General features: G+C 72.2%; 21 protein-coding genes and 1 pseudogene. 9 read left to right on the forward strand and 13 right to left on the reverse strand.

Features of this window, described 5'->3' with window-relative positions; all coding sequences use genetic code 11:
• Nucleotides 1-260: 260 nt before the first annotated feature.
• Complete coding sequence (locus F1615_RS20720; protein ID WP_149550514.1) at nucleotides 261-995, reverse strand: DNA alkylation repair protein; 735 nt, start codon at nucleotides 993-995, stop codon at nucleotides 261-263.
• 49 nt (nucleotides 996-1,044) lie between these two features.
• On the opposite strand from F1615_RS20720, the gene F1615_RS20725 reads away from it, so the two are divergent.
• The gene (locus F1615_RS20725) at nucleotides 1,045-1,833 is read left to right on the forward strand and encodes a TVP38/TMEM64 family protein (protein WP_149550515.1); all 789 of its coding nucleotides are present in this window, start codon (nucleotides 1,045-1,047) and stop codon (nucleotides 1,831-1,833) included.
• A 28-nt stretch (nucleotides 1,834-1,861) separates the two neighbouring features.
• Here F1615_RS20725 and F1615_RS20730 read toward each other — a convergent pair whose 3' ends face one another.
• The gene (locus F1615_RS20730; RefSeq protein ID WP_149550516.1) at nucleotides 1,862-3,031 is read right to left on the reverse strand and encodes a thiolase family protein; all 1,170 of its coding nucleotides are present in this window, start codon (nucleotides 3,029-3,031) and stop codon (nucleotides 1,862-1,864) included.
• 130 nt (nucleotides 3,032-3,161) lie between these two features.
• On the opposite strand from F1615_RS20730, the gene F1615_RS20735 reads away from it, so the two are divergent.
• The 3 genes from F1615_RS20735 to F1615_RS20745 all read left to right on the forward strand — a co-directional run bounded on the left by F1615_RS20735 (nucleotide 3,162) and on the right by F1615_RS20745 (nucleotide 4,943).
• On the forward strand, nucleotides 3,162-3,632 hold the full coding sequence (locus tag F1615_RS20735) for a winged helix-turn-helix transcriptional regulator (protein ID WP_149550517.1): 471 nt from the start codon (nucleotides 3,162-3,164) through the stop codon (nucleotides 3,630-3,632).
• A gap of 156 nt (nucleotides 3,633-3,788) precedes the next feature.
• A complete protein-coding gene (locus F1615_RS20740) occupies nucleotides 3,789-4,664 on the forward strand; it encodes an undecaprenyl-diphosphate phosphatase (protein WP_149550518.1) in 876 nt (291 codons plus the stop codon).
• A gap of 99 nt (nucleotides 4,665-4,763) precedes the next feature.
• A complete protein-coding gene (locus tag F1615_RS20745; RefSeq protein WP_149550519.1) occupies nucleotides 4,764-4,943 on the forward strand; it encodes a hypothetical protein in 180 nt (59 codons plus the stop codon).
• Nucleotides 4,944-4,968: 25 nt separating this feature from the next.
• Here the strand turns inward: F1615_RS20745 and F1615_RS20750 are convergent, their stop codons facing one another.
• From F1615_RS20750 to F1615_RS20765, 4 genes and pseudogenes are all read right to left on the reverse strand, one after another.
• The gene (locus tag F1615_RS20750; protein WP_149550520.1) at nucleotides 4,969-5,709 is read right to left on the reverse strand and encodes an SDR family NAD(P)-dependent oxidoreductase; all 741 of its coding nucleotides are present in this window, start codon (nucleotides 5,707-5,709) and stop codon (nucleotides 4,969-4,971) included.
• Between the two features lie 289 nt (nucleotides 5,710-5,998).
• Nucleotides 5,999-6,586, reverse strand: a pseudogene (locus tag F1615_RS20755) (hypothetical protein).
• Between the two features lie 227 nt (nucleotides 6,587-6,813).
• A complete protein-coding gene (locus F1615_RS20760) occupies nucleotides 6,814-8,202 on the reverse strand; it encodes a hypothetical protein (RefSeq protein WP_149550521.1) in 1,389 nt (462 codons plus the stop codon).
• 241 nt (nucleotides 8,203-8,443) lie between these two features.
• Nucleotides 8,444-9,982, reverse strand: a complete 1,539-nt coding sequence (locus F1615_RS20765) for an MFS transporter (RefSeq protein ID WP_149550522.1) — start codon at nucleotides 9,980-9,982, stop codon at nucleotides 8,444-8,446.
• 209 nt (nucleotides 9,983-10,191) lie between these two features.
• Between F1615_RS20765 and F1615_RS20770 the strand changes: the two genes are divergently transcribed.
• The gene (locus F1615_RS20770; protein ID WP_149550523.1) at nucleotides 10,192-10,677 is read left to right on the forward strand and encodes a nuclear transport factor 2 family protein; all 486 of its coding nucleotides are present in this window, start codon (nucleotides 10,192-10,194) and stop codon (nucleotides 10,675-10,677) included.
• 69 nt (nucleotides 10,678-10,746) lie between these two features.
• Entirely contained in the window at nucleotides 10,747-12,312 is a 1,566-nt protein-coding gene (gene lnt / locus F1615_RS20775) for an apolipoprotein N-acyltransferase (RefSeq protein ID WP_149550524.1), read from the forward strand.
• Here lnt and F1615_RS20780 read toward each other — a convergent pair.
• Nucleotides 12,236-13,141, reverse strand: coding sequence for a Gfo/Idh/MocA family protein (locus F1615_RS20780; protein ID WP_149550525.1), 906 nt, complete (start codon nucleotides 13,139-13,141; stop codon nucleotides 12,236-12,238). The two genes, lnt and F1615_RS20780, sit on opposite strands and share 77 nt — an antisense overlap.
• Nucleotides 13,138-14,379 (reverse strand): FAD-dependent monooxygenase, encoded by a 1,242-nt coding sequence (locus F1615_RS20785; protein ID WP_149550526.1) that lies wholly within the window; start codon nucleotides 14,377-14,379, stop codon nucleotides 13,138-13,140. The genes F1615_RS20780 and F1615_RS20785 overlap by 4 nt, the downstream gene beginning before the upstream one ends.
• 88 nt (nucleotides 14,380-14,467) lie before the next feature.
• Here F1615_RS20785 and F1615_RS20790 point away from each other — a divergent pair, with 88 nt between their 5' ends.
• From F1615_RS20790 to F1615_RS20800, 3 genes are read left to right on the forward strand one after another with little or no spacing between them, the layout of a single operon-like run.
• On the forward strand, nucleotides 14,468-15,070 hold the full coding sequence (locus F1615_RS20790; protein ID WP_149550527.1) for a TetR/AcrR family transcriptional regulator: 603 nt from the start codon (nucleotides 14,468-14,470) through the stop codon (nucleotides 15,068-15,070).
• 29 nt (nucleotides 15,071-15,099) lie between these two features.
• A complete protein-coding gene (locus tag F1615_RS20795; RefSeq protein ID WP_149550528.1) occupies nucleotides 15,100-15,612 on the forward strand; it encodes a DinB family protein in 513 nt (170 codons plus the stop codon).
• 57 nt (nucleotides 15,613-15,669) lie between these two features.
• On the forward strand, nucleotides 15,670-16,200 hold the full coding sequence (locus F1615_RS20800; protein ID WP_244328803.1) for a hypothetical protein: 531 nt from the start codon (nucleotides 15,670-15,672) through the stop codon (nucleotides 16,198-16,200).
• Nucleotides 16,201-16,344: 144 nt separating this feature from the next.
• Here the strand turns inward: F1615_RS20800 and F1615_RS20805 are convergent, their stop codons facing one another.
• The 5 genes from F1615_RS20805 to fabG all read right to left on the reverse strand — a co-directional run bounded on the left by F1615_RS20805 (nucleotide 16,345) and on the right by fabG (nucleotide 21,150).
• The gene (locus F1615_RS20805; protein WP_149550529.1) at nucleotides 16,345-16,860 is read right to left on the reverse strand and encodes a hypothetical protein; all 516 of its coding nucleotides are present in this window, start codon (nucleotides 16,858-16,860) and stop codon (nucleotides 16,345-16,347) included.
• Nucleotides 16,861-17,021: 161 nt separating this feature from the next.
• Entirely contained in the window at nucleotides 17,022-17,705 is a 684-nt protein-coding gene (gene ung / locus F1615_RS20810; RefSeq protein WP_149550530.1) for a uracil-DNA glycosylase, read from the reverse strand.
• Nucleotides 17,706-17,795: 90 nt separating this feature from the next.
• Nucleotides 17,796-19,382, reverse strand: a complete 1,587-nt coding sequence (locus F1615_RS20815; RefSeq protein ID WP_167533811.1) for an ABC transporter substrate-binding protein — start codon at nucleotides 19,380-19,382, stop codon at nucleotides 17,796-17,798.
• A 234-nt stretch (nucleotides 19,383-19,616) separates the two neighbouring features.
• Nucleotides 19,617-20,375, reverse strand: a complete 759-nt coding sequence (locus F1615_RS20820; RefSeq protein WP_149550532.1) for an SDR family oxidoreductase — start codon at nucleotides 20,373-20,375, stop codon at nucleotides 19,617-19,619.
• A gap of 13 nt (nucleotides 20,376-20,388) precedes the next feature.
• Complete coding sequence (gene fabG, locus F1615_RS20825; protein ID WP_149550533.1) at nucleotides 20,389-21,150, reverse strand: 3-oxoacyl-ACP reductase FabG; 762 nt, start codon at nucleotides 21,148-21,150, stop codon at nucleotides 20,389-20,391.
• Nucleotides 21,151-21,433: the final 283 nt, after the last annotated feature.

Consider the following 21,433-nt stretch of genomic DNA (forward strand, 5'->3'; position numbering starts at 1 on the left):
GGCGCGCGTCCGGGACGGGGACCCCGGCAACCCGGCCGACCCTCCCCCTGGGGGGTCCGCCGGACGATCCGGGGAGGGTCAGCTTCGGGCGCCGTCGGCTGCGGCGAGGAGAGCGGGAACGGCAGCCTTCGGGGCATCCGCGACCGCGGATGCTGCGAGGTGGAAGGCGTACCGGAACATGGCGTCGATCATCGCCGAAGGACCGCGCCGCGTCGAACGGTTTTGGGAGCGGGTGGTTTCGGGAGCGGGCCGGGCGGCCGCTACGCGCCGATGTTCCTCAGCGCCTCCCGCACCGACAGCGGCGCGAACCGTCCCTGCTCGCGCGCCAGGAGGGCCCGTACGGCGTCCGGGTCGGTCTTGGCGTACTCGCGCAGGCACCAGCCGATGGCCTTGCGGACGAAGAAGTCCGGGTGGCCGGACTGGCGCAGGCAGTAGCCGAAGAGGCGTTCGGTGTCGGTGCGTTCCTTGAAGCGCAGCTGGTGGAGCAGGGCGGTGCGCACGAGCCACATGTCGTCGTCGCGGATCCACTCGTCCATGTCGGCGGTGAGCCCCGGGTCGGCGGCGACCAGGGCGCCGGCCACGTGCGCGGCGAGCAGGTCGACGGTGTCCCACCACGGGACGGTGGTGACGAGGTGCCGTACGACGGGCAGGAAGCCGGACGAGCAGTGCCGTACGTGGCGGCGCAGGTAGTCGACGGCGAAGTACTGGTACTCGCGCTCGGGCAGGTCCCAGCAGCGCAGGGCGACGGCGGTGCAGTCGGCCTCGCCGGGCCGGGGCAGCCCCGCCACGACGGTGCGGGACAGGGCACGGCGGACGGGCGTGGCCAGGCCCAGGAAGGGGGCGACGTCCTTCATGTACGCCCGCATGGCCGCGGCCCGCTCCGGATCGGCCGCCGCCCCGTAGGCGGCGGTGAGCCGCTCGAGCACCGTGTCGGCCAGCGGGCTGCCCGGTGCAGGCGGTGTCCCGGCCGCTGCGGCGGCTCCTGTGACGCGCATGAGACGAACACTACGGCGATCACACATATTTGTCGGTTAGTGTCACCGGATGCTCGATGCCACCACCCGCTCCGGGGGCACCGCCGCGGCCTCTCCCCGGGCCGCGGCGGCCGACCTCGCGGTCGCCGTCCCCACGGCCGCGCCCGCTCTCGCGCCCGCCACGGGCCTCGCCGCCCGGTGCGCGAGAGTCCTGCTGTCACCGTGGTCGCGGCTGTCCCTGCTCGTCGTGCTGCTCGCCTCGGCGGCGGCGGCGATGCTGGTCCTCGAGCCGCAGCGGCTGCTGACGGACGGCTGGCCGGACCGGCTGGGCGGGGCCGCGGCGGTCCTGGCGTACGCGGTGGCCTACGGGGTCTGCACGGTCGCGTTCGTGCCGCGCCCGCTGCTGAATCTCGCCGCGGGGGCGCTATTCGGCTCCCAGCTGGGCCTGGCCGCCGCGCTGGGCGGTACGGTGCTGGGCGCCGGGCTGGCCTTCTGTCTGGGGCGGGCGCTCGGCCAGGAGGCGCTGCGTCCGCTGCTGCGCGGGCGCTGGCTGAGGGCGGCGGACGACCAGCTCAGCCGGCACGGTTTCCGCTCGATGCTGGCGGCCCGGCTGTTCCCCGGCATCCCCTTCGCCGCGTCGAACTACTGCGCCGCCGTCTCCCGTATGGGCCTGCTGCCGTTCCTGCTGGCGACGGCGCTCGGTTCGGTCCCGAACACCGCCGCCTACGTGGTGGCCGGCGCCCGCGCCTCGACGCCGACGTCCCCGGCCTTCCTGATCGCGCTGGCCTGTATCGCCGTGCCGGGCCTGGCGGGCGCCGCGGTGGCGTGGCGCAAGCGGCACGGGCTGCGCGGACGGTGAGCCGGCCGCCGGGGCGACCGGCGGGGTGTCAGACGCTCTCGAGCACCATGGCGTTGGCCAGTCCGCCCGCCTCGCACATGGTCTGCAGGGCGTAACGGGCGCCGCGTTCGCGCATCGCGTGGACCAGGGTCGTCGTGAGCCGGGTGCCGCTGGCACCGAGCGGATGGCCGAGGGCGACGGCGCCGCCGTGCACGTTGACCTTGCCGAGGTCGGCGCCGGTCTCCTGCTGCCAGGCCAGGACCACACTGGAGAACGCCTCGTTGACCTCGAACAGGTCGATGTCGTCGAGTCCGAGACCGGCCCGGCGCAGCACCTTCTCGGTGGCCGGGACGACACCGGTGAGCATCAGCAGCGGGTCCGAGCCGGTGACGGCGAAGCTGTGCAGCCGCGCCAGCGGACGCAGGCCGAGCCGCGCGGCGGTCTCGCCCGAGGCGATGAGGACGGCGGAGGCGCCGTCGTTGACGGGGCTGGCGTTGCCGGCGGTGACGTTCCACTCGATCTGCGGGAAGCGTTCGGCGAAGGCCGGGTCGTGGTAGGCGGGGCGGAGGCCGGCCAGGACGTCGGCGGTGCTGTCCGGCCGCACGCACTCGTCGCGGGTGACGCCGTCCAGGGGCGCGACCTCCGCGTCGAACAGTCCGGCGTCCCAGGCCGCGGCGGCCTTGCGGTGCGAGGACACGGCGAAGGCGTCCATCTGCTCGCGGGTGATCGACCACTTGGCTGCGATGAGCTCGGCGCTGATGCCCTGCGGGACGAGCCCCTCCGGGTAGCGCCCGGCGACTCCGGGGCCGAAGGGGTCCTTGCCCTCGGGCACGTTGGACCACATCGGTACGCGGCTCATGGACTCCACCCCGCAGGCGACGACGAGGTCGTACGCACCCGCGACGACCCCCTGGGCCGCGAAGTGCACGGCCTGCTGCGAGGAGCCGCACTGGCGGTCGACCGTGGTGGCCGGGACGGACTCCGGCAGACCGGCGGAGAGGGCGGCGTAGCGGGTGGTGTTCATGGCCTGCTCGCCGACCTGGTCGACGGTGCCGCCGATGACGTCGTCGATCAGCGCGGGGTCCACCCCGGAGCGCTCGACGAGGGTGCGCAGGGTGTGGGCGAGGAGTTCGACGGGATGGACGTGGGCGAGGGCGCCGTGCGGCTTGCCCTTGCCGATGGGGGTGCGTACGGCTTCGACGACGACTGCGTCACGCATGGTGCGGGCCTCCTTGGCCGCCCGGGCGGTACCGGGGGCGATTCAGGAACGACGTACCGGTGAGTAGGAAATCCGAACTCACCATAGCCCTGCGAGTTGGAAAAGCAAACCCTCACCTAGACTCGGCCGTATGGCCGCCACCGGAGAACCGCGCCCCTGCTCGATCGCCGACACGCTCGCGCTCGTCGGCGAGAAGTACTCGCTGCTCGTCGTGCGCGAGGTGTGCCTCGGCAACGGCCGTTTCGACCAGCTCGTGCGCAACATCGGCGCGCCGCGCGACATCCTGGCCACGCGGCTGCGGCGGCTCGTCGACGCCGGGATCCTGACCAAGGTCCCCTACAGCGAACGCCCGCAGCGCTTCGAGTACCGGCCCACCCGGGCGGGCCTGGAACTGGAGCCCGTGCTGCTGACCCTCAAGGAGTGGGGCGACCGCCATCTGCGCCGGGACGGCGGCCTGCCGATGGTGCTCGAGCACAGCTGCGGCAACGAGTTCGTCCCGGTCGTCACCTGCCGGGCCTGCGGCGACGAGGCGCGGCACGCGGAGCTGACGCCGCACCCGCAGGCCCCGGGGTGGACGGTGGGCGGCCCGACGGCGGCCTGAGCCCTCCTCGGCGGCGAGCCGCAACGCCCCCGTGCGGGGGGTTCATCTTGGGGCGCTACGCTTCCCCCTCGGCGCGCCTGATCATCGATCACCGCACACGGCGGTGTGGTGTGCCCTTCGTCCGTCCCACGATCGGCACTTGGACTCCGCTACCTCATGTCTTGGTTTGAATCCCTCATCCTCGGACTCGTCCAGGGGCTGACCGAGTTCCTGCCCGTCTCCTCCAGCGCGCATCTGCGGCTGACCGCGGCCTTCTCCGGCTGGGAGGATCCGGGCGCGGCCTTCACCGCGATCACCCAGATCGGCACGGAGGCCGCGGTGCTGATCTACTTCCGCAAGGACATCGGGCGGATCCTGTCGGCCTGGAGCCGCTCCCTGACGGACAAGGAGATGCGCCGGGACCAGGACGCGCGCATGGGCTGGCTGGTCATCGTCGGCTCGATCCCGATCGGTGTGCTCGGGGTGACCCTCAAGGACCAGATCGAGGGGCCGTTCCGTGATCTGCGGCTCACGGCGGCGATGCTGATCGGCATGGGCATCGTGCTCGGCGTCGCCGACCGCCTCGCGGCGCGGGACGAGAGCGGCGGCCGGCACCGGGTGGCCAAGCAGCGCAAGGAGCTCGGCGACCTGACCGTCAGGGACGGTCTGATCTACGGCGTCTGCCAGGCCATGGCGCTCATCCCGGGCGTCTCCCGCTCCGGCGCCACCATCAGCGGCGGCCTGTTCATGGGCTACCGGCGCGAGGCCGCGGCCCGCTACTCGTTCCTGCTCGCCATCCCCGCGGTCCTGGCCTCCGGCCTGTTCGAGCTGAAGGACGCGGCGGAGGGCGGGCACGTCTCCTGGGGCCCGACGCTCTTCGCCACGGTCATCGCCTTCGTGACCGGGTACGCGGTGATCGCCTGGTTCATGAAGTTCATCTCGACCAAGAGCTTCATGCCGTTCGTCTGGTACCGCGTCGCCCTCGGCGTCGTGATCATCGTCCTGGTCGCCACGGGGGCGCTCAGCCCGCACGCGGCGGAGTCGGCCGGCTGAGTTCCGTTCGGGACGTGACCGGGGCACGTGACCGAGGACATAGGGGATGCGTAGCCGTCCGGTAGCGCACCGTCAGTCCATGGCCCTAGGCTGGTCGGCATGTCCCCCGATTTAACGACCCCTGGTTCCGTGCGGTCCGCCGCCGAGGTCAACGAGCAGATCCGCGCGCTGTGGCTGCGCGCGAACGGCTCCCTGTCCGCCCAGGAACGCGCGGAGTACGAACTGCTGGTGGTCGAGTGGGCGGCGGCGATCCGCGGCCGGGTCGTCGAAGCGGCCTGATCATCCCCGCCCCTCCCGCGACGCCTCAGCGCCCGCCCGCGACCCGCAGCACCGCCCCCGTGGTGTACGAGGCGTCCGGCGACATCAGCCACGCCACGGCCGCCGCGATCTCCTCGGCCTGCCCCGCCCGCCGCAGCGGAACGGCGCCTGCGACCTGCCGGGCGCGGTCCGGGGCGCCCATGGCGGCGTGCATCTCCGTGTCGATCACACCGGGAGCGACCGCGTTGACGCGGATGCCGTCCGGACCGAGCTCCTTGGCCAGTCCCAGGGTCAGCGTGTCGACGGCGGCCTTGGTCGCCGCGTAGTGCACGTACTCGTTCGGACTGCCCAGCGTGGCGGCGCCCGACGAGATGTTCACGATCACGCCCTCGCCCCGCGGGACCATGAGCTGCGCGGCCCGCCGCGCACACAGCAGCGTCCCCATGAGGTTGACGTCGACGACCCGCCGCAGGGTGCCGGTGTCGGCCTCGGTGAACCGCCCGAGCGGCCCCGTCACCGCCGCGTTGTTCACCAGCCCCGTCACCGGTCCGAGCTCCCGCTCCGCCACTTCGAAGAGCCGCTCGACCTCCGCCTCGACGGACGTGTCCGCGCGCACGGTCGCGGCCCGCGCCCCGGCCGCCCGCACACCCTCCGCCACCGCCTCGGCGGCAGCGCGGTCGCGGACGTAGTCCACCACCACGTCGTGCCCCTGAGCCGCGAGCCGCAGACAGGTCGCGGCCCCGATCCCCCGGCTCCCACCGGTGACCACCGTGACCAGACGCTTCATGAATACCTCCTGGCAAAGAGCACGAGACGAAGATCCTCAGGCTCCCAGATACGCGAGCCTCTTTGCCGTCGAGGGGCACGGCCGTTCCTTCACGAACACCGTTCGCCACGGGTCCGTCACTGCTCGGGACTGCTCGGGCGGAAACGCCGCTGCCCCCGGAGCAGGCTCTCGCCGCGTGCGGTCCAGCCCGTGTCCAGCTCCCGGCGCACAGTCGCCGAGGCCACTCGCGCCCGCTGCCCGAGGGCCTGCCTCTCCTCGTCCGACCTCGGTGAGGGGTGCGGGGGCCCTCTCAGTCGATCGACGACCGATACCACTCGGACATCGCCAGTTCCTCCCGGGCGGCCGGGCGGCGGGCCGGGCGGCGGGCCCACAGGGAAATGTCGCTGCTCGTCGCTGGAAACCGACTGCCCGGAGTTCGGACCAGTAGGAGCGGAAGATGTGTCACCACCGCTCTCCGTGCGGACCGGCGTGGGGCAGCCCGCCGTCGCGGGACAGCAGGACACGGTCGTTCGGCCAGTCCGGGGTGACGATCTCCAGCGTCCAGCCGTCCGCGGTGGTGGTGTGCAGCCCTCCGCCGTAGAGCCCCGCGATGTGTACGCGGCTTTCAATGACCGGCCCCAAGCCGGGGCAGGAGAGGTCGGCAGCCGCCTCGGCGCCGTCCTCGGGATCGGGGTCACGGTCCCTGGCGATCTTCTCCACGGTGACGCCGTCGAAGAGTCCGTGACCGTCGCGGGAGACGGCCATCACCAGATCGTGGCCGCTGTCGGGATGCGTGGCGAAGCCGACCCCGAGGAGCCCACCGACCGGGACGAAGGCAACGGACCGCCAGGGGTTCCGGCGCGGGCACCGCGGGGGCCTCAAGGAGCCGGTCCCTCATCGCCCGCTGACAGGCCAGCAGCTCCGGCTCCCGCTTCGGCCGCCCGACCGGGGCCGCCTTCTGCGTCCACTTCACCACCGCTCCATGATCCACGCTTCGGCGGGCCCGTCCAGCGGAGTTGACGCGGTCCAGCGTTGGGCCCGCGCCCGGCCGGGTGCGCGCCGCGGACCGATGACCGGCTGCCGAAGGTGCCCGGGGCGGACGCCGGCGGAGACACTCGACGGCCGTCACCGCACCTGTGGCGGGAGGACCGGATGTGCCGCCAGATCACGTACGGCCGCCGCTACCGGGGCGGAAACGTTCGGCCAGTCGATGTCGAGGAAGCGTCGACGGAGCCGGTCCGCCGCCGCGCGTTCGGGCGCGTAACGGCGCAGTACCGGGTAATCGACACCTCGCGCGAGGCACTGGTCCGCCGCGGTCACGATCTCCTGATGGGACGGTACACATTCCCAGGCAACCCGGGATGAATCCATGAGAGATTCCCACACCGGAAGGTTCCGCGGATCCGCAAGTGGACTCTCTTCCGCACCAAGCAGCCTCCGCGCGTAATTCTCCCCCAGAAAAGCGGTCGTCATGAGGTAGCAGAAGCAGCACTTGGGGCATCGGCCGCACCAGGGTTTCCCGTAGTTGCACGAATGCGTACGGAGGAGGAGATCCGGCCGGGTAGCGACTATGCGGTAGATCGCGTGGTCGTAGAGACCGCGCAACGTGGATTCGAAGCCCATGAACCAGTCGCAGCCGGTGAGTTCCGAGAAGAGGAGCGAAGATATCGACTGGTATTCCCTGCTCTTGCACCACTGATGGCTGATCTCCTCACCGCCCCACACCACATGAGGGTCATCCGCGGATCGCTCGATGTTGAACCATACGCGGTCATAGCCGCCGTGCAGGAGGACCGGAATGTAACCGATGTAATTGGCCGTGTGCCCGACCGCGAAGTCGGTCCGGTAATGATCTACCGTCACACCGGCGTCGGTGAACTCGGCTGCGGACCTGCTGTAGAAGTCGTCGTGGACGTACACGCGGACCACCTCGGTGCGCTGCGCCTCCGCACCGACCCGCAGGTTCTCCAGCAGGTGACGCTGCAGTGCGTGGTCACCGCCGACGGGCAGGTAGGCCTCGTACACGTCATGATCGATGCCGCTCCTGCCGAGGATCATCATTCCGGCCAAGGTGTCCTTGCCGCCGCCGTTGGTCAACAGGGCGCGGCCGGCGGTGTGCGACGTGCCGCCTCCCCCGCGCACCTCGTCCGCGGGGGAACCCGGTGGCGACACCAATTCCGGCGCGCTGCCGCGGTAACGGATGCCGTTGCGGTAACGCCACTCACCGAACTGGTTCAGAAAACACCGGCGCCACATCGCACTGATGACGGCGTCGCAGGGCAGGCCGGGTGGCAGAACAAGACGCTCACCGCCCAGCGCGAGGAACCGCATGGCGTCCCAGGCGATCAACGCGCTGACCAGCCGCAGAACGTTCTGCCGTGCGGGCATGGCGGCGAAGACGTCGGACCACCCCGGGATGGACGTGTAGGAGATGCTGGACGAAAAGGCGAGACTGCCCACATGCAAGCGATAGTGCAGGGCGGCGGGTGTGTCCGTGAGTGTGTATTCACGCACGACCGCGTCGTGTTCCGGCCGGGCGGTCAGAGTACGGCTCGGGGCGGAAGGTGACGGAGGTGGTTTCATGACCATGAAAGTGCTTTTCGACGCGCGGCGGCTTCCTCGGGGCATCTGGATTCGGTCCGGAAGCTCGATTTCCCCGGCAAAGGGCTCAGTTTTCACTGTAGGAGTGCCGTGGCCGGCTCACCACTTGCGGGTCGGCCTGTGCGGGAAAGGGACGATTCCGGGGGGCGGAACCCTATGCTGCCCGGGGTTCCTTGCGACGAGGCATCAGCAGGAAGGCCGCCACCGCCACGACGAGTGGCAGGATGCTGACGGCCAGCATGGTGAGCCGCAGTCCGTCGGCGAAGTCCAGCCCGAGGTCCAGCCCTGATGCCTGACGGAGCAGGTTCGGGTCGTACACGGAGCTGCCCGGGCTCTGCGCCATCCCGCTGCGCACGGCGTCCACGGCCCGCTCGGCCCGGGTCGCCGACAGCCCACGTGACTCCGCGTCCGCCAGCCACCGCCGCCGGAAGAAGAGGCCCAGCAACAGGAGAAAGACGGTGGGCCCCATTGCGGCGCCGGTCACCGCGAAGGCCATCTGGACGGACGCCACCGTGCCCGAACGCCCGGGCGGCGCCTGGGAGAGGACCGTCTCGGACACCGCCGCGGACGTGACCACCGCCCCCAGGTTGCACAGCCAGACGGCCGGCACGAGCAGCCATACCGCCATCGTGGGGCCGGCGGTGGCCGCCATCAGCAGTCCGCCGGCCGCCATCACCAGCAGACCGGTGACCATCACCGGCCGCGGGGTGTACGTACCGACCAGGCGCCCGGCGAGGATCACGGCACCTGCGATCAGCACGGTGCCCGGCAGGTACAGCAGGCCGATGGCCTCGGGGGACAACGACAGCACCGCGGTGCCGAACTGCCCCAGGACGATGCCGAGCCCGGCGATCAGGAAGTTCAGCGTGAGGGTCGCCGCCAGGGCGACGGTGAACGGTGCGCTGCGGAACAGCTCCAGGTCCAGCGCGGGATCGGGAGCGCGGCGTGCGTGGAGCACGAAGAGCACGGCGAGGACCGCGCCGGTCACCAGGGGTACCCAGGTCCCGGGTCGGGTGACGCCGTTTTGTGCCGCGGCGAGGCCCACGACGAGGGCCAGCAGGGTCACCCCGATCAGGGTGACACCGACCGCGTCGAGGCGACGGCCCCGCTGAACGGGTGGCTCAGGGACGTACCGGGCGACCAACCAGAGCGAGACCAGGCACAGCATCGGGGCGATCAGGAAGACGACCCGCCAGCCGGCGGCTGCCACCGCCCAGCCGGCGATGGGGGGGATCACCCCGCACAGCACCACGTAGACGGCCATCAGCACACCGATGGCCACCGGCCGCCTCTCCGGCGCCACGGACACTTTCAGCAGGGCCAGCGGCACTCCCAGCAGCGCGGTCATCCCCAGCCCGACCAGGAAGCGCATTCCCAGCAGAAAGCCGTAGGCGGGAGACAGTACGGAAAGCAGGTCGACGACCGTGACGAGGGCCAGCCCCAGCATCAGCAGCCGCTTGAGCCCGACGGCATCCCCGATCCTGCCCGCGGCGAGGACGGAGGCGGCCATCACCAGCGTCGCCGCTCCGCCCAGTAGCCCGACAACCTGCGGCGGGACGCTCAGGGCGCGGGTCACCTGGGGCATGTTCAGGCTGAGCACCAGCGGATCGACGACCGTCACCGTGAAGGCGAGGGCGAGTCCGATGATGACCGGCAGGGGTGTCGCGTCGGTGCGTGATCCAACGGCCGGCATCGCGACACCTCCCGTGCTCCCAGGTCGCATGCCGGTCGACGCTAGCCCGGTCGACGCGTCCCGCAGGGCTTCCCCGGGCCGACGCGCGCAGGGGCCCGGCATTCGGGTCAGATCACGGTGCACGGCCTCGGCCCCGCCCGGGCCGCAGGCCGGTGATTATCCGCGCACGCCCCCTTGGCTCGGCCCGTCCCATGGTCAACACTGAGCCGATGACGCAGCGTGTGGAGCTCGCGACCGTGAGGGACCATCTGGCCGTGGACGGGCTCGTCACCGAGTACGCGGTGGCCGTGGACGACGGTGACTGGCAGGCCTGGCGGGGGCTGTTCACCCCGGACGGGCGGGCGGACTACCGCTCGGCCGGCGGCATCGAGGGGGACGCCGGGGCGGTGGCCGGATGGCTCGCGGAGAGCCTCCGGGGCTTCCCCGTGCGGCAGCACCTGATCGTCAACCGGCGGGTGCGGTTCGGCGTATGGGAACAGGACACCGGCGACACGGCGGAGGTGCAGGCCGACTACGTGAGCCCGCTGGGCCGTGCCGGGCAGGACGGCGCGTCCGCCGAGCCGGACCTCGTGTCCGGCGGCCGGTGCGCCTTCGCGGTGCTGCGTACGGACGACGGCTGGCGGCTGAGCGGGGTGGTCGTGCGGGAGAAGTGGCGGCGCGCCCCCGACCGGCGGGCCGCTCCTGTGATCAACTGAACCGGCGTGCACTGTTCCGGATCACGTCCGGGACGCACACTGGAGGCACCACGGGGTAGGGAGGCGCCTATGAAGACGCTCGGCCACTGGCTCGCCTCCCCGTGGCGCCGCTCGACCGCCGCCGCGGTCGTGGGTGCCCTGCCCGTCCTGGCGTTTCCCGCCCCGTCCCTGTGGTGGTTCGCCTACGTCGCCCTGGTCCCCTGGATCCTGCTGGCCCGTACCGCTCCGACGGGGAAACGGGCGGCCTTCGACGGCTGGTGGGGCGGGTTCGGCTTCATGCTGGCCATGCACCACTGGCTGCTGCCGAACCTGCACGTGTTCACGTTCGTCATCGCCGCCCTGCTCGGCGCGCTGTGGGCGCCGTGGGGCTGGCTGGTGCGGCGGCTGCTGGGCGGGGTGCCGTCGCGCGGGCGGGTCGCGGCCGCGCTCGTCGTGGTGCCGTCGGGGTGGCTGGCGATCGAGCTGGTCCGCTCCTGGCAGGGGCTCGGCGGTCCCTGGGGCGTGCTCGGCGCGAGCCAGTGGGAGGTCGAGGCGGCGCTGCGCCTGGCGTCGGTGGGCGGGGTGTGGCTGCCGAGCTTCCTGGTGGTGGCCCTGAACGTCGCCGTGGCCGTGCTCGTCGCGGTCCGCCGGGCCCGGGTCCCGGCCGTGGCCGGGCTGGTCGCCACGGCCGCGGCCACCTCCGCCGCCTGGGTGTGGTCGCCGCGCCCGGACACCGGGGACCGGGTCCGGATCGCGCTCGTACAGCCGGGGGTCGTCTCCGGGCCGGACAGCGCCGACCGCCGCTTCGACCGCGAGGAACGGCTCACGCGCGAGCTGGCCGGTCAGGACGTCGGTCTGATCGTCTGGGGCGAGAGCAGCGTCGGCTTCGACCTCGGGGACCGCCCCGACCTCGCGCGGCGGCTGGCCGCGCTGTCCCGCGAGACGGGCGCGAGCATCCTGGTCAACGTGGACGCCCGGCGCTCCGACAAGCGGGGCATCTACAAGAGCTCGGTCCTGGTCGGCCCGGACGGCCCCACCGGGGACCGGTACGACAAGATGCGGCTGGTCCCGTTCGGCGAGTACATCCCGGCCCGTTCCCTGCTGGGCTGGGCGACGTCCGTCGGCAAGGCGGCCGGCGAGGACCGCCGCCAGGGCTCCCGGCAGGTGGTGATGGACGCGGGGGACGGGCTGCGGATCGGCCCCATGGTGTGCTTCGAGTCCGCCTTCCCCGACATGAGCCGGCATCTCGCCGAGGACGGCGCCGACGTGCTGCTCGCCCAGTCCTCCACGTCGACGTTCCAGCAGAGCTGGGCGCCCGGGCAGCATGCCTCGCTGGCCGCGCTGCGCGCCGCGGAGACCGGCCGCCCGATGGTCCACGCGACCCTGACCGGCGTCTCCGCCGTGTACGGGCCGGACGGCGCGCGCGTCGGCCCGCGGCTCGGCACGGACACCGTCGCCGCACAGGTCTACGAGGTGCCGCTGGCGCACGGCACCACGCCCTACGTCCGCTTCGGCGACTGGCCGCTGCACGCGGCGCTGCTGGTCCTCGGGATCTGGGGCGTCACCGAGGTGGTGCGCGTCAGGCGGGGCGCTCGTGGATCGCGCGTACCACCCGTTCGCACAGCTCATGGGTCGCCAGCGCGTCCCGGGCACTGAGCACCTTGCCCGCCCGCACCGCGTCGAGGAAGGCGAGCACCGCCTGCTCGATGCCGCGCTGCCGCGCCACCGGCACCCAGTCGCCCCTCCGCCGCACGGTCGGCTGGCCCTTGTGGTCGATCACCTCGGCGAGGTTGACCACCTGACGCTTGGTGTCCTGCCCGGAGACCTCCAGGATCTCCTCGGCCGAACCGCTGAGCCGGTTCATCACGCCGAGCGCGGTGAAGCCGTCCCCGGAGAGCTGGAGCACGACGTGGTGCAGCAGCCCGTCCACGGTGCGGGCGCGCACGGTCACGTCGTCCACCTGGCCGGGGACCAGGAAGCGCAGGGTGTCCACGACGTGGATGAAGTCGTCGAGGACCATCGTGCGCGGTTCCTCCGGCAGCCCGATCCGGTTCTTCTGCATGAGGATCAGCTCGCGCGGATGGTCCGCGCACTGCGTGTATCCCGGGGCGAAGCGGCGGTTGAAGCCGACGGCGAGGCTCGTGCCCCGCTCCTCGGCGAGCGCCACCAGCCGCTCGGAGTCGGCGAGTTCGTAGGCGAGCGGCTTGTCGACGTACGTCGGTACGCCCGCATCGAGGAGCCGCGTCACGATCTCGGGGTGGACCTGGGTCGGCGCGTGCACGAAGGCCGCGTCGAGGTCCTGGGCAAGCAGGGAGGCGAGGTCAGCGTGGCGCCGGCCGGCCGGGAGGTGCAGGCTGTCGGCGACCCGCTCCAAGGTGGCGGGGGTGCGGGTCTGCAGGTGCAGTTCCACCCCGGGCTGCGCGGCGAGCACCGGGAGATAGGCCTTCCGCGCGATGTCACCGAGTCCGATGCAGCCGACCTTCACGGGGTGTTCTCCTCTAGCCCTTGCCTGCCGTGGTCTGCGAGCATACGGCCTCCCCCGCTCCCGCCCTCACCCGAGCGGGTGGTGCCCCCGGGCGGCCGCCAGTCGGCGATGCCGTCGAATCCCCGCAGGAACAGCGCCGGAGCGGCCTTCGACAGCGCGACCAGGGCGTTGTCGCGTACGGCGGTGCCCACCCGGCCGGTCATCAGGTTGACGCGGGCCACCCGCACGGCCCGGCGGGCGATCGCGGTGGTGCGGGGCAGCCGGGCCGCGGTGTAACCGGGCAGGTCGTCCAGGTGGTGGGCGAGGGTGATCGCGTCCTCGACGGCCTGGTTGCCGCCCTGTCCGAGGGTCGGCGGCATGGCGTGCGCGGCGTCGCCGAGCAGCGCCACCCGGCCGTGGTGGAGGGCGGGCAGCGGCTCGGCGATGTGGTGGACGTCGTGGCGCAGCACGTCCTCGGGGCGGGCGGCGGCCAGCACCTCGGGGACCGGGGTGTGCCAGTCGCCGTAGAGCCGCAGCAGTTCGGAGCGCTCGTCGTCCGGGGCGTGCTCTCCCGCGGGGGCGACGGCGGCGGCGTAGGCGTAGATCCTGCCGTCCTTGAGCGGGTGCGTGCCCCAGATGCGGCCCCGGCCCCAGGTCTCGTGCGAGGCGAACTCCACGCCGGGCAGCGGGATCACCACCCGCCAGGTGGTGAACCCGGAGTACACCGGCCCGGGGTGGCCGGGGAAGAGCGTGCCGCGCACGGCGGAGCGGATGCCGTCGGCCGCCACCACCAGGTCGGCCTCCAGTTCGCCGCCGGGGGTGGTGACGCGGGCCGGCCGGCCCGCGTCACCCGCGGCCCCTGAATCCAGGAGACGGGCATCGGCGGCCGTGCGGACGGCATCGGACGGCAGCCGCGCGGCGAGGTGGCCGACGAGGGTGGCGCGGTGGAGCAGGACGAGGGGTCCGCCGAAGCGCTCGGCCGCGGCGGCGGCACTGGTCCGGGACAGCCACCGTCCGCCGGGCGCGCGCAGCCCTCCGTCGCCCTGCCAGGCGGACAGGGCACGGATGTCGTCGCCGAGTCCGATGACGTCCAGCCCGCGCAGCGCGTTCGGGGACAGGGAGATGGCCGCGCCGACCGGTTCCAGGGAGTCGGCGCGCTCCAGCACCGTGACGCGGACACCGCGCCGGTGCAGGGCGACCGCCGCCGTCAGGCCGCCGATTCCGCCGCCGATCACGATCGCCCGCTCCACCCGCGTCATGGCTCCTCCTCGAGTCGTGGACTACATCTGTAGTGAACCGTGGGCTCCAACGTACTACAGTCGTAGTGAAGCGGGTAGTTTGACCTCCATGTCCGTACACGCCGCAGGCGCCTCCCGCGCCGATCTCGTCGCCGACACCGCCCTGGCCCTGCTCGCCGAACGCGGGATGCGCGGGCTGACCCACCGGGCGGTCGACGAGGCGGCCGGGCTCCCCCAGGGGTCCACGTCGAACCTGGCGCGTACGCGGCAGGCACTGCTGGAGCTGGCGGTGCGGCGGCTCGCCGAGCGGGAGGCTCGGGTTCTCGGGCTGCACGAGATGCCGGACCCGTGGGCCGGTGCCGGCCCACTGGTGGACGCCATGGCCGTGGCCGCGCACCGCGCGCTCACCCGGAACCGGGCGCTGACCCTCGCCCGCTACGAACTGGCGCTGGAGGCCACCCGCCGACCGGAGCTGCGGGCGTACTTCGACGCGGCCGGCGCCCGCTTCCGCGATCAGCTGACCGCCCTGGTCACCGGACTCGGCTCCACGGACCCCGAGCGCCACTCGCTGTCCCTGATCGCCTGGGCGGACGGCCTGATGTTCTCCTGCGTGGCCGGTTCCTTCAGCGCACGCGTGCCGGGCCTCGAGGAGGTCCGCGCGGACCTGCGGGAACTGCTGGCCGGGATGCTCGGCACCGAAAAGCCCTGGTGAAGAGGATCTTCCCTGGGCAGGATGGCGGCATGACGATCGAGCGCAGTGAACCCGCCGTCGACGCCGACGAGCGCACCATGCTGGAGGGGTGGCTCGACTACCACCGCGGCACCCTCGCCCGGAAGTGCGAAGGACTGACCGGGGAACAGCTGCGCACCGCGTCGGTGCCCCCCTCGGAGCTGTCCCTGCTGGGCCTGGTCCGGCACATGGCCGAGGTGGAGCGCGGCTGGTTCCGCAGGGTGCTCGCGGGCGAGGACGCCGGCCCCCTCTACTACAGCGAGGCCGACCCGGACGGCGAGTTCCACGTGACCGAGGCGGACACCTGGCAGGAGGCGTACGCCGCCTGGCAGGCCGAGGTCGACGCCGCCCGGCGCCACGCGGCCGGCTTCGCCCTGGGCGATCCGTCCCGGGGCCGCCACAGGTTCAGCCCCGATCCGTACACCCTGCGCTGGATCTACACGCACATGATCGAGGAGTACGCGCGGCACAACGGCCACGCCGATCTGATCCGCGAACGGCTCGACGGCGTCACCGGAGAGTGACGTCACCCCCGCGCCGCCGGGGCCTCCGTTAGGGGCGGGAGATCACCCTTGCGGGGCATGCTGCGCCTGTCCGCCCGCTCCGGAGCGGGCGGAGCCAGCAGAGTGGAGCGGGTGCATCGAACGACGACCACAGCAACGCTTCTGGTGACCGTGGCGGTCTCCGCCCTCTCGGGCTGTGTGACGGTCCAGCGGCCCCTCGCACCCGGCCCCCCGGCGGCACCGTCCCAGCGGACCGAGCCCGGCCCGGCCGGGCGGAACGAAACACAGGTCGTGCAGGCACCGGCGCGCGAGGCCCTGGAGATGGTCGGCCCGTCCCGGCCACCGAAGAAGCCGGCGCCGCCGTCGCAGCGCACCGCGCCGCCGGCCGCGCCGGAGCGGAACACGCCCCCCGACGGCCGGACCGTCCGGCCGCGGCCGGACGGTCACGTCCCCCCGCGGCGCCCGCCGGTGGACCTCCCGGGCGCCGGGGGGCCGATGAACCCCGCCCCCTCGGTCAAGCCGGACCTCTGTGCGCTGGGCCGGGAGTACGGCGGCTGGCGCGCGGACAGTCCGGAGGCGGCCATCTGCCGGGAGACCTACGGCCGCTGAGCCGACGGCGGCGCGGCACGGACGCGGCCAGGGCCGGTCCGGCGGATCGAGCCGGCGGGGACGGGCGGCGCGCTGCGGCCGAGGTGGACGGGGTCCGGTGGGGCGGGCCGGACCCCGAGACGCCTGCGTGACCGGCCGACACCTCTAGGGGCGCTGTCTCGGCGGTACCCGGCCGCCGGGCGTCCCGCCCTCGCCCAGCAGGATCTCCAGCCGCCCAATGGCCGCCCGTACGCCCTCGCCGTAGCGGTCGTCGGCGAGGGTGAGGGCCGCGCCGCGGGCCCGGCGGAGGTGCGAGCGTGCGGCGTCGGTGCGGCCGAGGCGGGCATAGTCCGCGGCCAGGTTCAGGTGCAGCGAGGGGTACAGGGCGCGCGCCGCGAGGGACCCCTCGTACCCGGCGAGCCGGTCGTCCGCGGCCTCCTCGGCCGCCGTCAGCGCCCGCAGGTCCCAGTCCAGTTCGTCCTCGGGGTCGTCCTGCGTGTCGGCGAGGTAGTGGGCGAGTGTGCAGCGGTGCAGGGGGTCGCCGTTTTCGCCGATCTCGGCCCACAGCCCCAGGAACCGGTGCCGGGCCTCCTCGCGGTCCCCCGCGTGGTGCAGCATCACGACCTGACCGATCCGCGTCAGCACGGCGTCCGGCGCCGCCTGCCCCTGTCGCTCCGCCACCACGTCCTCCGCACCTCGCCGGCTGTCGTCCCCCGACGCTAACCGCACGCCGGGGCAATACCGGACAAGCCGCTCCGTGGCCCCTCGAGCGGGCCGGACGGCGGCCGGGTGCGGGCCCGGCGTGGCGGTCCGCACCCGGCCGAGCGGGGGCGGGCGGTGTGTCAGCCCACGCTCGGGATGCTCCAGTCGATCGGCTCGTGGCCCTGGGCGGCCACCGCCTCGTTGATCTGCGTGAACGGACGGGACCCGAAGAACTTCTTCGCCGACAGCGGCGAGGGGTGCGCGCCCTTGACCACCACGTGGCGGCTCTCGTCGATCAGCGGAAGCTTCTTCTGCGCGTAGTTGCCCCACAGCACGAAGACCGCCGGGTCGGGGCGGTTCGCCACCGCGCGGATCACCGCGTCGGTGAACAGCTCCCAGCCCCGCCCCTTGTGCGAGTTGGCCTCACCGGCGCGGACCGTGAGCACCGCGTTGAGCAGCAGCACGCCCTGCCGGGCCCACGGCATCAGGTACCCGTTGTCCGGGACGGGCGTGCCCAGCTCGGCGTGCATCTCCTTGTAGATGTTGCGCAGGGACGGGGGGATCTTCACGCCGGGCCGGACCGAGAAGCACAGGCCGTGGCCCTGGCCCTCGCCGTGGTACGGGTCCTGGCCGAGGACCAGGACCTTCACCTTGTCGTACGGCGTGGCCTCCAGCGCCGCGAAGACCTCCTCGCGGGGCGGGTACACGGGACCGTTCGCCCGCTCCTCCTCGACGAACTCGACCAGCTCCTTGAAGTAGGGCTGCTGCAGTTCGTCGCCCAGAACCCCGCGCCAGGACTCGGGCAGCATGGCGATGTCGGTCACGTCAATGTCCTTACGTGTGCGGTCACTTCCAGGCCACAGAACCTACAGGCGACCACTGACAACCGGCCCCGCGGACGGTCGTACCGGGCTCTACCAGCTGGTCTTCCGTGAGAGCTGCCACAACATCATGATCGTGGACGGGTCCAGCGCCCGCTCCGCGCCCGAGACGTCCCGGCTCGCCGCCACGTACTGCCGGCCCTGCCACAGCGGCAGCAGCCGCACGTCGTCGAGGAGGATCTGCTGAGCCTGTTCGAACTGCTTCACCACGTTGCCGCGGTCGCTCTCCCGCCGGGAGCTCGGCAGCAGATCGTTCGTGATCTTGGTCGCCTCGTAGGGCGTACCGAGCGCGTTCTGCTTGCCGACGAACGGGGCGATGAAGTTGTCCGCGTCCGGGAAGTCGGGGAACCAGCCACGCCCGAACACCGGGTACTGGCCCTTCTGGTAGCCCTCGACGTACGTCTTCCAGGGGCGGCTCTTGAGGGTGACCTCGAACAGCTTCGACGCCTCCAGCTGACGCTCGAGTTCCTTGAACTCCAGCGCGGTCTCGGAGCCGTAGCGGTCCGTGGTGTACCAGAGGGTGAGCGGGACCGGCTCGGTGATTCCCGCGTCGGTGAGGATCTCCCGGGCCTTGTCGACGCTGGGGTCGCCGTAGTCGTCGAAGAAGCCGGTGGTGTGCCCGGTCAGTCCCTTGGGGACCATGGAGTACAGCGGGTCGACGGTGTCCCGGTAGACCTTGTGCGCGATCGCGGCGCGGTCGACGACCTGGGCGACGGCCCGCCGCACCTCCTTCTTGCCCGCCCACGGGTCCTTCGGGTTGAACACCAGGTAGTTGATGTCGGTCCCGCTGCCCTCGATGAGCTGGATGTCCTCCTCCTTGGAGGCCCTGCCCTGGAAGTCGACGACGTCGCCCGCGGCCAGACCCCGGTAGGTCAGGTCGATCTGGTCGTCGCGCAGCGCCTTGACCATGGTGCCGGAGTCCTGGAAGTAGCGGATGGTGACCGCGTTGTTCTTCCGCTCGGCGTAACCCTTGTAGCGGTCGTTGCGGGCGAGTTCGGCCTTCTCGCCCTCGTCGTACGACTGGAGGGTGTAGGGCCCCGAACCGACCACCCCGCTGTCCTCGCGCAGGGCGTCGGCCGGGTAGGCGTCCGGGTCGACGATCGACATGGCGGGGGTGGCGAGCACGAACGGGAAGGTGGCGTCCGGCTTGTTGAGGTAGAAGACGACCTCGCTCTCGCTGGGCGCCTGCACCCGTTCCAGGCTGCCGAGCAGACCGGCCGGACCACCGTTGACGTTGATCTGCCGGATCCGGTCGATGGAGTGCTTGACCGCCTTGGCGTCGAGCGTGCCGCCGTCGGAGAACTTCAGGCCCTCGCGCAGCTCGCAGCGGAACACCTGGTTGGAGGTGTCGGAGAACTCGCAGCTCTCCGCGGCGTCCGGCTGCGGGGTGGTCGCACCGACCGGGTAGCTCAGCAGGGTCTGGTAGATGTTGCGGAACAGCTCCCAGGAGCTGTCCCAGGAGGCGGCAGGATCCAGCGTGCTGGGCGAGCTGGTGGTGCCCACGACTATAGGTCCCTCGTCGTCCGCGCTGTCCGACGACAGGATGCCACATCCGGTCAACAGGGACGATATGGACGCGATGGCCGCCACCCGCCGCAGGCATCGTTTCCGGTTGAACACGCGCACGCTCCTCGATCTGCCATGCCAAGGGTCGGCAGACCATACCGCAGTGTCACCCCTGCTGACCCTCCCGTGTACGGCTCTTGAGATCGATTCGGGATGACTACGTTGTCACCCGCCGTCGCGGACCGGCTACGCCGACACGGGCGCCGTTTTCGTCAACGGATCGCCCGTCCCGGGACCGTCCCGCACGGGCCCGCGCGTGTGCTCGGCGCACGCGCGCGGGCGTTCGCGTCAGGCCACGCCGGCGTTCAGGAAGATGCCGCCGTCGACGACCAGGGTCTGGCCGGTGACCCAGTCCGACTGGTCCGAGGTGAGGAACGCGGCGGCACCGCCGATGTCGGAGGGCACACCGAGACGGCCCAGCGGATAGCCCGCCGCGGCCTCCTCCTCCCGGCCCTCGTACAGCGCCTGCGCGAACTTGGTCTTGACCACCGCCGGGGCGATGGCGTTGACCCGCACCCGGGGCGCGAACTCGTGCGCCAGCTGCTGGGTCAGGTTGATCAGCGCGGCCTTGCTGACGCCGTAGGCGGCGATGAACGGGGAGGGCGCGAGGCCCGCGACGGAGGCGATGTTGACGATCGCGCCGCCGTTGTCCTTCTGCCAGGCGTGCCAGGTCTTCTGCGCGAAGCCGAGCGCCGAGATCACGTTGGTCTCGAACACCTTGCGCGCCACGTTCAGGTCGAGGTCGGCGATCGCCCCGAACACCGGGTTGGTGCCGGCGTTGTTGACCAGGTAGTCGACGCGGCCGAAGGCCTCCATCGCGCGCTCGACGGCGAGGGTCTGGTGGGCCTCGTCGTGCGCCTTGCCGGCGACGTACACGGCCCGGTCGGTGCCGAGCTTTTCGACGGCCTCCTTGAGGGCGTCCTCGCCCCGGCCGGTGATGCAGACCCGGTCGCCGCGCGCGACGAGCGCCTCGGCGACTCCGTAGCCGATGCCGCGGCTGGCGCCGGTGATCAGGGCGACCTTGCCCGAGAGTTCCACAGCAGTCATGTTCCCGGTCTTCCTAGTCGAGCGGTCCGCCGGCGACGTACAGCACCTGGCCGGAGACGAAGCCGGCCGCCTCGCCGGTGAAGAAGGCGATCGCGTTGGCGATGTCCTCGGGCTCGCCGACGCGGGCGACCGGGATCTGCGTGGCGGCGGCGGCCTTGAAGTCCTCGAAGCCCATGCCGACGCGGTCGGCGGTGGCCTTGGTCATCTCGGTGGCGATGAAGCCGGGCGCGACGGCGTTGGCGGTGACGCCGAACTTGCCGAGTTCCTTGGCGAGGGTCTTGGTGAAGCCCTGGAGGCCGGCCTTGGCGGCCGAGTAGTTGACCTGGCCGCGGTTGCCGAGCGCGGAGGAGGACGACAGGTTGACGATCCGGCCGAAGCCGGCGTCGACCATGTGCTTCTGACAGGCCTTCGACATCAGGAACGCGCCGCGCAGGTGCACGTTCATGACGGTGTCCCAGTCGGAGACGCTCATCTTGAACAGCAGGTTGTCGCGGAGCACGCCCGCGTTGTTCACCAGGATGGTCGGCGCGCCGAGCTCCTCGGCGATCCGGGCGACGGCGGCCTCGACCTGCGCCTCGTCGGAGACGTCGCAGCCGACCGCGAGGGCCTTGCCGCCCGCGGCGGTGATCTTCTCGACGGTGTCCTTGCAGGCGGCCTCGTCGAGGTCGATCACGGCGACCGCGCGGCCCTCCGCGGCCAGTCGTACGGCGGTGGCGGCGCCGATGCCGCGCGCGGCGCCGGTGACGACCGCGACCCGCTGCTCAGTGGTGGACATTGCTGCTTCTCCTCGCCCTTGGGATGCGGCTCCGCGGCCGGACTCGGTTCAGTGAGCGACCGCTTAGTACCTTCAGCAGACGTGACGCTAGAAGCCCTGGCACCCGGTGTCAACGGCACACCGCGCGTGTGTGATCCATTCCCCGCACGGGCACCCCTTCCGGCCGTGCGTGCCGCGGGCCGCCGGGCACCGCCCCGCGGCCGGCGCGAAGCACCCGATCGGCCCACTGCGGCGCGCCCCCGCACCGGGCGGCCCCTAGCGTCGAAGCGCGAGCCACCCGCGG

This window comes from Streptomyces marokkonensis (assembly GCF_008312835.1).
In the GTDB taxonomy this organism is placed as follows: Bacteria; Actinomycetota; Actinomycetes; order Streptomycetales; family Streptomycetaceae; genus Streptomyces; species Streptomyces marokkonensis_A.